The sequence below is a fragment of the Paradesertivirga mongoliensis genome (genome assembly GCF_024436395.1).
GTDB lineage: Bacteria > Bacteroidota > Bacteroidia > Sphingobacteriales > Sphingobacteriaceae > Paradesertivirga > Paradesertivirga mongoliensis.
The window spans coordinates 426855-440832 of record NZ_JAFMZO010000002.1 but is presented as its reverse complement, the minus strand read 5'-3'; the positions used below and the strand labels follow the sequence as shown (position 1 = coordinate 440832).

Annotated in this window: 11 protein-coding genes; 8 read left to right on the top strand and 3 right to left on the bottom strand. The window is 43.8% G+C overall.

Annotated elements, in window-relative coordinates:
• The first annotated feature begins 25 nt into the window (after positions 1 to 25).
• The 6 genes from J3P43_RS08000 to J3P43_RS07975 all read left to right on the top strand — a co-directional run bounded on the left by J3P43_RS08000 (position 26) and on the right by J3P43_RS07975 (position 10237).
• On the top strand, positions 26 to 5164 hold the full coding sequence (locus tag J3P43_RS08000) for an eCIS core domain-containing protein (RefSeq protein ID WP_255901032.1): 5139 nt from the start codon (positions 26 to 28) through the stop codon (positions 5162 to 5164).
• A gap of 5 nt (positions 5165 to 5169) precedes the next feature.
• Positions 5170 to 5790 carry a hypothetical protein gene (locus J3P43_RS07995; protein ID WP_255901030.1) on the top strand — a complete coding sequence of 207 codons (621 nt, stop codon included), beginning with the start codon at positions 5170 to 5172 and terminating at the stop codon, positions 5788 to 5790.
• Positions 5787 to 6500 carry an eCIS core domain-containing protein gene (locus tag J3P43_RS07990; RefSeq protein WP_255901027.1) on the top strand — a complete coding sequence of 238 codons (714 nt, stop codon included), beginning with the start codon at positions 5787 to 5789 and terminating at the stop codon, positions 6498 to 6500. The genes J3P43_RS07995 and J3P43_RS07990 overlap by 4 nt, the downstream gene beginning before the upstream one ends.
• A gap of 86 nt (positions 6501 to 6586) precedes the next feature.
• On the top strand, positions 6587 to 7939 hold the full coding sequence (locus J3P43_RS19680; protein ID WP_255901026.1) for an ATP-binding protein: 1353 nt from the start codon (positions 6587 to 6589) through the stop codon (positions 7937 to 7939).
• Positions 7940 to 8006: 67 nt separating this feature from the next.
• Positions 8007 to 8672: a DUF92 domain-containing protein gene (locus tag J3P43_RS07980; RefSeq protein ID WP_255901024.1), complete on the top strand. Its 666-nt coding sequence runs from the start codon at positions 8007 to 8009 to the stop codon at positions 8670 to 8672.
• A gap of 326 nt (positions 8673 to 8998) precedes the next feature.
• Positions 8999 to 10237: a DEAD/DEAH box helicase gene (locus tag J3P43_RS07975; protein WP_255901022.1), complete on the top strand. Its 1239-nt coding sequence runs from the start codon at positions 8999 to 9001 to the stop codon at positions 10235 to 10237.
• Positions 10238 to 10380: 143 nt separating this feature from the next.
• On the opposite strand, the gene J3P43_RS07970 is transcribed toward J3P43_RS07975, so the two are convergent.
• Complete coding sequence (locus J3P43_RS07970) at positions 10381 to 10965, bottom strand: YceI family protein (protein WP_255901021.1); 585 nt, start codon at positions 10963 to 10965, stop codon at positions 10381 to 10383.
• A gap of 43 nt (positions 10966 to 11008) precedes the next feature.
• Positions 11009 to 11635, bottom strand: coding sequence for an NAD(P)H-dependent oxidoreductase (locus J3P43_RS07965; protein ID WP_255901019.1), 627 nt, complete (start codon positions 11633 to 11635; stop codon positions 11009 to 11011).
• Positions 11636 to 11721: 86 nt separating this feature from the next.
• On the opposite strand from J3P43_RS07965, the gene J3P43_RS07960 reads away from it, so the two are divergent.
• Positions 11722 to 12147 (top strand): winged helix-turn-helix transcriptional regulator, encoded by a 426-nt coding sequence (locus tag J3P43_RS07960; RefSeq protein WP_255901018.1) that lies wholly within the window; start codon positions 11722 to 11724, stop codon positions 12145 to 12147.
• Between the two features lie 58 nt (positions 12148 to 12205).
• Here J3P43_RS07960 and J3P43_RS07955 read toward each other — a convergent pair whose 3' ends face one another.
• Positions 12206 to 12403, bottom strand: coding sequence for a DUF3606 domain-containing protein (locus tag J3P43_RS07955; protein WP_255901016.1), 198 nt, complete (start codon positions 12401 to 12403; stop codon positions 12206 to 12208).
• Positions 12404 to 12632: 229 nt separating this feature from the next.
• On the opposite strand from J3P43_RS07955, the gene J3P43_RS07950 reads away from it, so the two are divergent.
• Complete coding sequence (locus J3P43_RS07950; protein ID WP_255901014.1) at positions 12633 to 13943, top strand: aspartate kinase; 1311 nt, start codon at positions 12633 to 12635, stop codon at positions 13941 to 13943.
• Positions 13944 to 13978: the final 35 nt, after the last annotated feature.

Here is a 13978-nt window from a genome sequence, read left to right as displayed (position 1 = left end):
TTGAATGACTAACTAATAAAAATAGATGTTTTCATCTGCAGAAAAAACGACCAAGAGTTCGGCTATTGCGCGCAAGCAATCGGGCCAGGACGTGTCTTTTTTCAGAAAGGCGGATGAGCAAAGTTTTTTCGGTGCTCAAAAAACTGATTCATTTTTCGGTTCGCCGGTTCAGCCCAAACTATCGGTAAGCCAGCCCGACGACCCTTATGAAAAGGAAGCGGATCAGGTAGCTGAGACCGTTATGCGCATGCCAGAACCAGCAAGCGAGACTGTAAATGCGACCAGCGAAGAAAAGCTGCAATTAAAAGAAGAGGAGGAGGAACAAGAGGACATACAACCTAAACTTCAGGCCCCGTCCATAAGCACCGTTCAATGCAAGGAGGATGAGGAAAACCTGCAGGCCAAACTTTTCGACTCTATCCACAGAAAAAGCAGCAATAGCAATTACACGTCGGCAACTGTCGTTGCAGAAAATACTGCCGGTAATGATACAATTAGCCGGAAATCTGATTCTTTCTATCACTCGAATGTGATACAACGCAGTGGAAGAGGTCCCCCTCAACCATCCGCAACATTCGAAGAAACATTAAGTAACTCCAACGGAGCTGGCAGCGCTTTGCCTCAGGAAACCAGAGGTTTCATGGGAAGCCGCTTTAACGCCAACTTCGACAATGTGCGTATCCATACCGGCAGCACCGCCGAAAAGCTGAGCAGTAGTATTAATGCCCAGGCCTTTACGCACGGAAACAATATTTATTTCAACAGCGGTAAATACTCTCCAAATACCGCCAGCGGCGGCTTATTGCTTGCCCACGAGCTTACCCATACCATCCAGCAGGGTGCTGCAAAAGCAAATCAAACCAGTCAGGTAGCCAGAAAGCCGCTCATTCAGCGTAGTGCCGGAGCATCCGTTCCGCAACTCGATAACGCCGTGGCCAAAGCAAAGGGCGAAGAAGGAAAAGTTAATGCTAATAAAGAAGGCCCCGACGGGTACCGGGAAGGCTGGCCACGGTTGCTGGAATATTTCAAAACAACTTTCGGCGAAGACATGATCATTAGCGGTGGCGGAGGAACCACGGTGACTGGCGCTGTCAGTGAAATGGACATCAAGAAGAAACGGGAAGCGTCGGGTATGCGTCCTAACCAGGGAACACCAAGTACAAACGATAGAGTAATGAGGGATGCGATGCCAAGCTGGTGTGGCATATTTGTGTTCTGGGCATTAAATAAAGGCGGTGTGCCAATGAAGAAATGGGAATTAGGTGGACGAATGGTAACACCCGAGTCCGCACGAATTCCCGGCGAGACTCCGCAGGTCGGCGATATTGCTTACCGGAATGAATTTTCCCATTTTGCAATAGTTGAAAAAGTAAGCGGAAGTACGGTTACAACGGTTAACGGCAATACTTCAGGCGAGGATAATCTGGGCGCCCAGGTACAAAGCAGGGATCATCCGCTATCGAACTGGACCGCATTCTTCGATCCGATAAAACTAAAAACTGGCGCGCTTCAAAATGGCGAAGCGCAGGCAGTAGAAGAAAAACCTAAAACGCTGAGAGAACTGAGGAAGGAGTTGTTTAATGTGAGCCGGAAAGAAGAAACTGGTGGCACGAATGAAGAAGAGGTGCAGACAAACGGGGAGCAATCCACCGTCCAAACTAAACCCGAATTAAGCAACTGGGTAGTTAATGCCAAAGGCGACCTAAATTCTACGCAAAATAAGGCAAATGAAGAGCAGGTCCAGTTAAAAGAAGAAGAGAACCAGGAGTTGGAGTCGGCAGGCGGCTTGACCGAGCATAGCCTTCAACGCAAAACTTCGTCGCTTCACGACCGGCCATTACAGCGGGCAGATAACGGTATCGGAGCGCTCAGTAATGGAGAATCATCCGCTTCGCCGATGTCGGCAAACTCACTTGTTCACCGGTCGGTCGCAGAGAGTGAGGAAGAGGTATCAGAAAGCAATCGCGGACCGCCGGTTGTACAAAGAACTACTAGTGAATCTGTTCAGCCATCCTGGTTCGACGATGCTTTTGAGGCTGTTGGTTCATTCGTTGCCGATACGCTCGAAGCAGGTAAACGACTGTTTCTGAACGAGGCGCGTGATTTTGTAATGGCGATACCTGGCTATCGCGCATTGCGGGTAGTGCTTGGCGAGGATCCGATAACCGGCGAAGAAGTTGAACCGAACGGTCACAACTTCATAGAGGCAGCATTTGATATTATGCCTGGCGGCAGATTATTGCATCAGAAGTTGAACGAGCTCGGTGCACTAAATGATGCCGCTCTTTGGGTAGATCGACAAATTGCGACCGTAGCCGGACTTGTTCATGGTGTGATCAGCAGGGTTAGTCAATTTATCGAAAGCCTGAACATGGAGCGGCTAGCTTCTCCCCGGGCCCTTTTTGAAGAAGCCGGCAACATCATACACTCCACCATACAGCGTATTGTTGATTTTGCCATCACCGCAGCCACCGAGCTGCTTGAAACCGTTAAGCGATTCCTGCTTACTCAAATTGTCGATTTTGTAAAAAATCACACTACTGCATATCCGCTCTTAACGGTTATTCTGGGACAGGATCCAATAACCGATGAATCAGTAGACCGGAATGGTGCTAATATTCTCAATGCGTTGCTCGAGCTGGGTGGCGAAGAGGGCATAGCCCAACGCACCCAAATGCAGGAAACCGGAACTTTCCAAAAGGTGGCCGACTGGATAGATCGTGGAATCGGCGTGTTCAGCGATGCCTACGATCAAATAAAGGCAGCTTTTAATGTTATTTGGGGTCGTGTATCGATAGAAAGCCTGATGCATCCAATCGATACCTTCAATTTGATCTATGAGCAGTTTGCCGCACCGGTTCAAAGGGTATGGAATTTTGTAGAGGAAACTGCGATTATTATCCTGCGCTTTATTAAAGAGGTATTAATGCTGCGCTTATCGGCTTGGGCAAGAACGGTTAGAGGGTATGCGCTGGTGACCGTAATTATCGAAAAAGATCCGTTTACCGAGGAAGTGGTGCCCCGCACTATGGAGAACCTCATCAAAGGATTTATGAGCTTGATGGAAGGAGGGGAGGAACAATTTAATCAGCTTAAAGAATCGGGTGCAATTGAGCGGACTACGGCCCGCATCGAAGCCGCTGTGGCAAGGCTGAATATGACACCCGCTTACATCGTTCAACTGTTTACCGACCTTTGGAATTCTTTTAGCCTGAGCGACCTGGCACAGCCGATACAAGCCTTCGAACGTATTCTCGCTCAGTTCGGTGAACCAATTGGCCGTTTGATCGCATTTGTTGTAGAAATTATCCGGATTGTCATCGAGGTGATTCTTCAGGTGATGAATTTTCCCACTGCTCTTATCGGAAATATCATTACCAAAGCGATGCTTGCTTTTGAGCTAATCAAAGCAGATCCTGTTGGCTTCCTTAAAAATCTTCTTCGCGCTATAAAACAGGGTTTCATCCAGTTCTTCGATAATATCTTACAGCATTTAATGACGGGTATTACCGGGTGGCTATTAAGCGAACTCCGGGATGCAGGTGTTACGGCGCCGACCGATTTTTCTTTGAGAGGAATTATCGGATGGGTACTGGAAGTACTCGGTATTAGCATGGAAAGAATTTGGGAAAAACTTGCAGCGCACCCACGTATTGGTCCGGCGCGTGTTGCCCGAATACGCAGTATGATTAGTACACTTGAAGGCATCTGGACCTTTATAAAAGATGTTCAGGAGCGTGGCATTGCGGCCATCTGGGATAAGATACAGGAACAACTCACTAATTTATGGGATACTGTACTGGATGCCATCAAGAACTGGATTATGGAACAGATAGTAAACAGAATGGTTACCAGGCTGTTGTCTATGTTAGACCCAACCGGAATAATGGCCGTAGTGAACAGTGCGATAGCTTTATACAGTGCGATACAATCTTTTATCAGGTATCTGCGCGAAATGCTCGAAATTGTGAATTCTTTTGTAGAAGGGGTGGTTGAGATAGCGAGCGGTAATGTCACCAGGGCGGCAAACTTTTTAGAGGGAGCGCTGGCCAGAAGTATGCCGGTGATTATTGGGTTTTTGGCTAATCAGGTTGGTTTGAGCGGTATAGGGCGCAGAATCGGAGAGATGATAGAAACTGCCAGAGAACTAGTAGATGAGGCCTTGACATGGCTGGTGAATAGGGCAGTGGATACGGGTTTTGCAATTTTTGATAGGCTTATGTCTATGGGAAGAGCTGCCGTGGGGACCGTTTTGGGGTGGCTTGGAATAAGGAAAGAATTTACTGCGACGAACGGCGAATCGCATGAATTGTATTTTGAGGGTAACGATGAAGCTACCGCCGAAATGTGGGTGGCAAGCCGAAATCCTATGCGTTACAGCGAGTTTTTAAGCAATGTTCAGACCGCAAACAATCCGGCTAAAGCTGCCAAAAAGCAGGAGGCTCTTACTAAGCTGCAAGAAGTTCAACAGGCAAAGCGTCAGCCTTTGCAACCTGGTGTTCCAGAGGAGCAAGCGAGGTCTACAAAGTCTGATGCCGTAAATGGCAAGGTAATTGAACTCAGCGTGCCGACTGCACATTTGTTCGGCGGTCCGATACGTCCACTTGAAATCAACTTCGGCGGAGCGGATAGCGCTGGTTTCGCAACTAGTATGAGCATAAAGAATCTCAATAAAAATAATCGCCCACCTACGGGGGGACCTCCCAGAGTGACGAATGCTTTCTACCGCAAACTCGATCAGAGAAGAAACGGAGCGACCACATATTATATCAAGGGACATTTACTGAATGGTTATTTGGGTGGAAGCGGATCAGACTTCCGAAACCTAACCCCCCTTTCGAGGGAGGGTAACGGATATCACGAACGACAGGTGGAGGCCCTGGTAATTGCTCAGGTAGATGCGGGCAAAACCGTCGAATACTTTGTTACACCAACTCCTGGCGCGCCTCGTACCATTAGCGATGCTCAGTTGCAAAGTTCAAATGTTCCGCAGACCCGATGGGCTGCTGTCAGGGATATTATTTCCGCGGAAGCCTTCGTTCCATCCGGCTTAACCTGCGTGGCAAATGTATTAAATGATGCTACCGGTTTGGCCGACCAGTCCATTGTAAACACAACCGTACCTAATCCGATCGATCTTAATTTGTCTAACTATGAAACATAACCAATATGGATAAATTCAAAGATAAACTGTCATCCTTGGAGAATTTTCTCTCTATAAATCAAAATGTGGTATCTCAGACGAATGATTTTTCGGAAGCCGCTACTGCCGAGGAACAACCTTCCTTTCTTAAAAGTGACCTGGCGCATAACTTTTACAAAAGCTATAAATACGGGAAACTGAAATGGAAGTTAAAAGAAAGCGATGAGTTCGATCTGAGATTGACAGGTAGCATCAATATGCTTCCAGCCACCGAAATTAGTAAAGATTGGAAAGATATTGTCTATTTTGATTCTACTCCGGCCGAGTCGATCTTACGGGGATTTAAACCGGTAGATTTGTTTTCCGACGATGCCTGTGCCGGAGTTTTTGAAGCCGATGCTGACAATGCTATGCATCTGTATTTGTACGAAGGGGAACCCACTAATCTCAAGCTTTCTATTGATAATTATTTGCTGATGGCTCTTAGTGTTAAGGGATTCTACTTTTGGCAATACCTTGTTCAGTACTTTATCGATGGCCGCCCCAATGAGGTGATAGGAGATTATAAAAGCCTTGCAGGTTCAGTGAACGGATTACCACCTATTGATGAACTAAAACTTCAATACGACCAATTAAAGCAATCATGAAAATATCTCCCCGCTACATCCGTCGCCGCTCCAAGAGCACCTCCCGCGAGAGCAATTTCTTCCAAAAAGATAACACCAGCGAACAGAGTTTCTTTGGAGAATCTGCACCCGAATCGTTTTTTCAGCAGAGTCCTGCCGCTCTTCAGCGAAAGTGTGCAGACTGTGAAGAAGAAGACAAAAGCGTGAAACGCAAATCTCAGGCTAAAGAGGAAGAAGAAAAGAAACTTCAGCGGAAAGGAGAGGAAAAAAAAGAAGACGAGGAAAAGTTGCAGCGGATGCCTGAAAAGAAGGAGGAAGAAGAAAAGCTTCAAAAAAAATCTGAGCCGAAAAAAGAAGAAGAGAACGAGAAGATTCAGAAGAAGCAAGCCGGAGCACAGACTTCTACCGCTGCAAAAACATCATCCTATCTAAATACATTAAGCAGTAAGGGAAGCGTTTTACCCAACAGCGCCCTTCAGTTTTTTGGCCAGAAAATGGGCCGCGATTTTTCCCAGGTAAGGATCCATACTGGCGCAGATGCCGAAACTTCTACCAAAGAGGTAAATGCAAAGGCTTACGCGTATCAAAACCATATCGTTTTTAACCAGGGGGAATATAGTCCCTCTACACGGGAGGGGAAAAAGCTGCTAGCCCACGAATTGGTTCATACCGTGCAGCAGAAGGGCGCAGCACATAAGAAAAAGGAAAAAAATGTTGTCCGAAAACCTTAGTACCTGTCGGAAAAAGGTATTCAGTTTTTTACTTTTTACTTTTTAATTTTAACTTGTAAATCAACTTTCAGAAAAACCATCAACCCGTGCTCTACCCCGTTCATAAAAAAGAAGGCACCTTTACAGCCATTGAAACTGCCTTAAACGATATCAGGTCTGTTATTATATGGCGTATCGAGTCGCACTTTAATCAGGGTAGCGGCTTGCTCGATAAGTGGCTTGCAGAAAATTATAATGGAGACCTTATACCTCCCGACCTTGCAAAAAACTTACCTCCGCTCAGCGACGAAGAATGGATTGTTGTGATGCTGGCCATTGTGCCGCACATTCAAACTAATTTTTTCGAGTCGATTATCCTCGAGCATTTGCCCAATGGTGGCGATTTTCCGGAATTCGGAGGAGTGAAAGCGAGCAATCATCGTGGAATGCTGCCCACCGGTGAAACTGTACAGTTCATCCTTGCGGGAAATGATATTGAAAAGCGCCTGCAGGTGCAGCAGCTTTTTGGCGAAGAACACTTGTTCTTCAAATACGGAATTCTATGGCTGGAACCAGTGAAAGAAGGCGAACCTGCAATGAGTGGCCGTATCGTTTTTGCCCAGGAATGGATCGAAAAAATGATTTTCGGGAAAGAAAATCCTCCGCGCTTCGGACTGGACTTTCCTGCGAAGCACATCAGTACAACCATGCTTTGGGACGATGTGGTTCTCCATCCCCGAACGGCGCAACAGGTTAACGACATCAGTAATTGGCTGGAGCATCACCATAAGTTAGATGAGGATAAGAACCTAAGTCGTAAAATCAAGCCTGGCTACCGGGTTCTATTCTACGGACCCTCGGGTACGGGCAAAACGCTAACCGCAGCCCTGCTTGGTAAACAGTTCAAAAAAGACGTTTACCGGATAGATCTTTCACAGATTGTAAGCAAATTTATTGGCGAAACCGAGAAAAATCTCGAATCGGTCTTCAAAAAAGCCGAAACGAAAAATTGGATTTTATTTTTCGATGAAGCCGATGCACTTTTCGGCAAGCGTACGAACGTGCAAAGTGCACACGACAAATATGCCAATCAAGAAGTAAGTTATTTGCTGCAGCGGGTTGAAGACTATACAGGCTTGCTTATACTGGCCTCCAATTTTAAAAACAATCTCGACGATGCTTTCATCCGGCGTTTTCACTCTGTGGTCCATTTTCCGATGCCAAACAGCTCCGAGCGTTACATTCTTTGGCAGAAATCAATGCCGTCTAATTTAAAAGTCGACGTTTCTGTAGATTTGCAGGATCTCGCTTCCAAATACGAGCTGAGCGGCGCTTCGATATTGAACGCTGTCCATTTCGCCGTGCTGCAATGCTATTCCAGAAAAGATAAGGTTCTTTTTCATAAAGATTTGATCGAAGGTGTGCGGAAGGAGTTTTTAAAAGAGGAAAAATCGATCTAGCCCGGTGACTCAAGCTGTGTTGTTTAAAATACTCGTTGATCCAATTGTCTGGCTCATCATTTCTGGGATGTTTTTTAGTGTTCTCACGAAAAAGCTAACCGTATATGCTTCTCTTACAGGGGGCGTGCTGGCTTTTCTCATCTACGCCGGCTTAGGACCTACCGGGATGCTGCTTCTCGCCACGTTTTTTATTCTTGGTACCGCTGTCACTTCCTGGCGATACGGGGAGAAAAAACAAATGCATGTAGCGGAAAATGCGACAGGAAGAACCTCCGGACAAGTGCTCGCCAACGCGGGTTTTCCCTCGCTCATTGCCTTGTTGTCAATCTTGCTTCCGGAGCACCAGCAGCTTTTCCTGCTTATGGCGGCCGCCGGCTTTTCTGCTGCTGCGGCGGATACCGTATCCTCCGAGTTGGGTACCCTGTATGGAAAACGATTCTATAATATTCTCAGTTTAAAGCCCGACAAGCGCGGGCTTGATGGAGTAGTAAGTATCGAAGGAACGCTCTTTGGAATTGTTGGTTCTGTTCTGATTGCGTCTGTCTTCGCCGTGATGCAAGGTTTGAACACTAATTTTTTCTGGATCGTTTTTGCTGGTACCGTCGGAAATATGTCGGATTCGGTGTTAGGCGCCAGTCTCGAGAGGTCGAACGCGCTGAATAACAATCAGGTAAATTTTCTGAATACGTTGGTTGCCGGATTTAGTGTGCTTTTAAGCTTAATAGGGGCATAAAAAAGGGTCAAGCGTTAGCTTGACCCTACATCTACCTATGAAAACGTTGTCGTGGAGACAACGGAACAAATGTTGTAAAAAAATCCGGAATTCCGACGATATTTTATTTTAAAACTTTCCGTAAGGAATATGTTACAAAGCGAAGCTTTAAAAACAGATGCTTAACTACCGGAAAAATAACGTACTTTTGCGTAATATTTCTCTTTTAGTTGAAAAACCTCTTCTATTATAAGCTCATCTAAAAAGATGAGGAGATATACAAATTAACTCCCCCTTGTATATTTATATCATTCGGTAGTTAAGCACATAACTTAAAAAATATTAATTTGACATTTGAAAATTTAAATCTTATTGAGCCTCTTTTGAGAGCCCTTAAGAACGAAGGATATACACATCCTACCCCTATTCAGGAGCAATCGATTCCTGTTTTACTAAACAAAAAAGATCTTTTAGGCTGCGCACAAACCGGAACAGGAAAAACCGCTGCTTTTGCTTTGCCGATTTTGCAAATATTGTCTGAAAAATCGGGCCGTGAAGCAGCTGGATTGAAAGCCTTGATCTTAAGTCCTACCCGCGAGCTTGCCATACAGATTGGTGAAAGTTTTACCGCTTATGGAAAACATACCCGTCTTAAACATGCTGTAATTTTTGGAGGCGTTTCTGCCCATCATCAAATTAACCAGTTGCGAAACGGAGTCGACATTCTGGTCGCAACTCCGGGACGACTGCTTGATCTGATGACTCAAAAGGTGGTTAGCTTACAAAATATTCAGATGTTTGTATTGGACGAAGCAGACCGTATGCTGGATATGGGTTTTATTAATGATGTGAAAAAAATCATTGCTAAACTTCCTTATAAGAGACAGACCTTGTTTTTCTCGGCAACTATGCCGCCAGACATTGCAAAGCTTGCCGATAGTATTTTAAATAACCCTGTAAGAGTGGAGGTTACGCCTGTATCCTCTACGGTCGAAAAAATTTCGCAGGGAATTTTTACTGTAGATAAAAAGGATAAATCAGCATTACTGATCCACTTGTTAAAAGACAGCGGGATTAGCAATGTGTTGGTGTTTACACGCACTAAACATGGTGCAGACAAATTGGTTAAGTCGCTCAACAGAGCCAGTATTTCCGCCGAAGCGATCCATGGAAATAAATCTCAAAATGCCAGGCAAAAAGCTTTAACAAGTTTTAAAGCCGGAACATTAAAAGTGCTTGTGGCAACTGATATAGCTGCACGCGGTATTGATGTAGATGAGTTGAAGCACGTAATCAACTATGAATTACCGAACCAGCCGGAGACATATGTTCACCGAATTGGTCGGACTGGCCGTGCAGGATCAAGCGGTACTGCCTGGTCTTTTTGTGAAATTGAAGAACAGCCTTTTCTTAAAGATATCGAGAAACTAACGGCTCAGGCTATTCCTCGTATTGAAGATCACCCTTACCATTTAGCTTTAAGAAGCTTTTCGGGTCCGGCAGCTGGTCAGGGGAATAAAAATTCCGGAAAGCCAGCACATTCAAAACCTTCTTCGAAGCACCGGAGAAGAGTTAAATCATACTAGCTAAGTTTAAGCTGCCTTGCTTTCCAGAAGTTTAAATTGAACTTTAGCTCAGCATGCTTTTAACTAACCTGGTCTTAAAATAAAAAAGGCTGAATCTAACTTGTTAAAGCATAGATTCAGCCTTTTTCTTTTACAGTTTAAAATTATTTCGCTTGTGCGAACTGTAGTTTTAGATCAATTTCTACTTCTTTTCCAAGGGTTGCTCCACCTGCTTCGGTAAGCGAATTGTATTGCAAGCCATAGTCAAATCGGTTAATAATACCTTTGGCTTTAAAACCAGCTTTTACATTTCCATAACCGTCTTTCGCTGTCCCTCCATAAGTGACATCGAATTTCGCTGGTTTGGTTATTCCATGAATGGTAAGGTTTCCGGTCAGGATATACTTATTGCCAGATACTTTCTTAAAGGAAGTGCTTTTGAAGGTCATCTTTGGGTACTTAGCAGCATCGAAAAAATCGGGAGCTACCAGATGTTTATCCCTCATTTCATTGTCGGTGTCAATGCTGTTCACATCAATCGCAAAATCGATCACAGCGTCGGTTAAATCCGGTTTAGCAGTACTTATCGTGCCATTGTATTTATTGAATTTCCCTTCTACCTCAGAAATAACCAGGTGTTCAATGTTGAAATTTACCGACGAATGCACAGGGTCGATAATCCACTTCGTTTGAGCGCTTAAGCTTAAAGATGAAGCTAAAATGGATAGCGCAATTAATGTTGATTTCATTTTGTTGTTTTTAGTTTTGATTTAATTAAGTGATAGTGTGGTGTTATAGCGACAAGAAAAATTTTGATTTTGGAGTCCTTACCTTTGGTTGGCCAACCAGCCAATCCTGATTAACATCCCGGTACCCCAAAGCCATTATGCTTACACTTTGCAATCCTTTCTCAGGAAGATTTAGTATTTGGTCTAACGCTGCGGAGTCAAAGCCTTCCATTGGCGTGGCGTCAACTTCTTGTGAAGCAGCAGCAATCAGTCCGGTGCCCAGAGCGATATATGCCTGGCGGGCTGCCCAATTGAAATTTTGTTCAGGAGTATTGTTTTTAAGGCCCTGGAAATAGGCTCTCATTGGTGCCAGCGATTCTATACTTACGTTCCGTTCTTGAGCTATGAGGTTAAGATACTCTTCAATTGAAGTTTCGGTAATATCGGTCCATGCTGCAAATACCAGCAGGTGTGAAGCTTCCGTAATTTGAGCTTGATTATTTGCAACCGGTTTTATTTGCGCCAAAAGGGAAGGGTCTTCGATAACGATAACTCTATAAGGTTGTAATCCTATAGAAGATGCAGAGAGTCTGATACTTTCGAGAATTACTTCTACTTTTTCTTGTGGGATTTTTTGACCGGTCATCCGTTTGGCGGCATATCTCCAGTTCAATAATGATAGTATGTCCATAATTTTACAATAGTTACTTTTAATAACTCAAAATTATTAAGTAACTTAGTACCGAACAATACGGCACAAATTCAATACTCAGTTATATGAAAGTAACCATTGGGAATAAAGAGCTTGAAGGCACACAGGAGAATGCAATGGATCATTTTTCTGACAATCACTCGACAAATCACTACTGCCCCGTAACCGATGTAATCGACCGGATAAGTGATAAGTGGTCTGTTCACGCAATTATTTTATTAGGGAAAAACGAGAAACTGCGTTTTGGCGAGCTCAAAAAAGGTATTCATGGAATTTCTCAACGGATGCTCACTGTTACTTTAAAGCATTTGGAACAAGATGGATTATTAACTCGTACAGTTTTTCCGCAAATCCCGCCTAAGGTAGAGTACCAGCTCACCGAACTGGGAAGAAGCTTACTGGGGCAACTTATTAAACTGTCAGAATGGGCTTCCGAAAATATGGTTCATATTCTGCGTGCCCGTGAAGAGCATATCTTGAAAAACGACTGAGAGGCAAATAAAAAATCCCGCAGTGTTTCGACTCTGCGGGATTTGAAATCGTTTAATCTTAACTAAGTCTTAGTTTGTTTGCATTAATCAGGTAGGTATAGACTTTGGATACCGAATTGCAGCCTGATGCTTTTACAGCACTTTTAATTGTTTCTTTCGAAACTCCCCACTTTAGCGCCCAGTAATTTAATTCATCGTCTGCAAAAACACTGATTAGATCTTTGTCTGTTTTTTCAAAAAATTTAGACCTGTTCATAAGAATTGGCTTTTATAAATTACAAATCAATTTGCATTTGGTTTTCGCCCGGGTCAACTTTTATGAAAAATAAAGAAAGTTTTTTCCGAAGCTTATAATATCAGGCATTTAACTAATTTTGCGCCTCAATAAACAGGTGATTCCTGTAATGAGAGTTTTATCATTAATTGAAGATCTTTTGTAGATTAAAACAGGCCGGCTTCGTGGTCATTAAATAAATTATATACTAATGAAAATATTAAAGTTTGGAGGTACATCAGTAGGAAGTCCGGAAAGGATGAAAAGTTTGTTAAACATCATCAATCCGAAAGAGAAACAAATCGTTGTTTTATCTGCTGTATCCGGAACTACCAATAGTCTTGTAGAAATATCTCAGGCTTTTCTGGATGGGAATAAGCGCACTGCAAAAGATCTTACCGATGCTTTGTATGAGAAGTATAAAGTCTTTGTGAAGGAATTATTTACAACGGAAGAAGGCTTGAAAAATGGTCGTGACCTTATCGACTATCATTTCACCCTTATTGGTTCTTATGCCTCCGAGCTGTTTACACCTGTAGAAGAAAAGATAATTCTTGCACAGGGTGAATTACTATCAACTGCCTTGTATCATTTTTATCTTGCAGAAATCGGCGTGAAATCTGTGCTGTTGCCCGCCCTTGACTTTATGAAAATTGACGAGGACAATGAACCACTGGTTGAATACATTGGCTCGCACCTTCAGCATTTATTAAATGCACATCCAGACAAGACATTGTTTATCACGCAAGGATACATATGCAGAAACGCGTTCGGCGAGATAGATAATCTTCGCAGAGGCGGAAGTGACTATACAGCATCGTTAATTGGCGCCGCCATCCGTGCAGACGAAGTTCAGATCTGGACTGATATTGACGGAATGCATAATAACGATCCCCGTATTGTAAAGGGTACTAAACCAATTGCTCAGTTATCTTTTGAAGAGGCGGCCGAGCTGGCTTATTTTGGTGCGAAGATATTACATCCTCAAAGTGTATTTCCGGCGCAGAAATATAAAATCCCGGTTCGATTATTAAATACTATGGAGCCTTCAGCTGCTGGGACTCTAATTACCCATGAGAGTGAAAAAAATCAGATCAAATCGATTGCCGCTAAAGATGGGATTACGTCTATCCGCATTCAGTCGAGCCGTATGTTACTAGCCTACGGTTTTCTGAGGAAGGTGTTCGAGATTTTTGAGCGCTATAAAACGCCGATAGATATGATTACCACATCTGAGGTTGCCGTTTCTGTAACAATTGACGATACGCGGTACCTCGCTGATATTGTAAAAGCGTTGGAAGATTTTGGCAGTGTTGATGTGGGTACAGATCAAAGTATAATTTGTGTGGTGGGAGATTTTTCATACGAATCGCATGGATACGCTGCACGGGTTTTCGAAGCTATAAAGCATATCTCCATCCGTATGATTTCTTATGGTGCAAGCCATTACAATATATCGGTATTGGTAGATACTTCGGATAAAACAGAGGCGCTGAGAAGCTTGCACAACAGACTGTTCTAACTCGTTTTAACACATTCATCTTAAGAATATAAATT

Excerpts from the sequence above, each read along its gene's own strand:
- J3P43_RS07960 (WP_255901018.1), top strand. The coding sequence starts at position 11,722 with ATGAAAGTAACCATTGGGAATAAAGAGCTTGAAGGCACACAGGAGAAT.
- J3P43_RS07970 (WP_255901021.1), bottom strand. The coding sequence starts at position 10,965 with ATGAAATCAACATTAATTGCGCTATCCATTTTAGCTTCATCTTTAAGC.
- J3P43_RS07990 (WP_255901027.1), top strand. The coding sequence starts at position 5,787 with ATGAAAATATCTCCCCGCTACATCCGTCGCCGCTCCAAGAGCACCTCC.
- J3P43_RS08000 (WP_255901032.1), top strand. The coding sequence starts at position 26 with ATGTTTTCATCTGCAGAAAAAACGACCAAGAGTTCGGCTATTGCGCGC.
- J3P43_RS07965 (WP_255901019.1), bottom strand. The coding sequence starts at position 11,635 with ATGGACATACTATCATTATTGAACTGGAGATATGCCGCCAAACGGATG.
- J3P43_RS07995 (WP_255901030.1), top strand. The coding sequence starts at position 5,170 with ATGGATAAATTCAAAGATAAACTGTCATCCTTGGAGAATTTTCTCTCT.
- J3P43_RS07955 (WP_255901016.1), bottom strand. The coding sequence starts at position 12,403 with ATGAACAGGTCTAAATTTTTTGAAAAAACAGACAAAGATCTAATCAGT.
- J3P43_RS07950 (WP_255901014.1), top strand. The coding sequence starts at position 12,633 with ATGAAAATATTAAAGTTTGGAGGTACATCAGTAGGAAGTCCGGAAAGG.
- J3P43_RS07980 (WP_255901024.1), top strand. The coding sequence starts at position 8,007 with ATGTTTTTTAGTGTTCTCACGAAAAAGCTAACCGTATATGCTTCTCTT.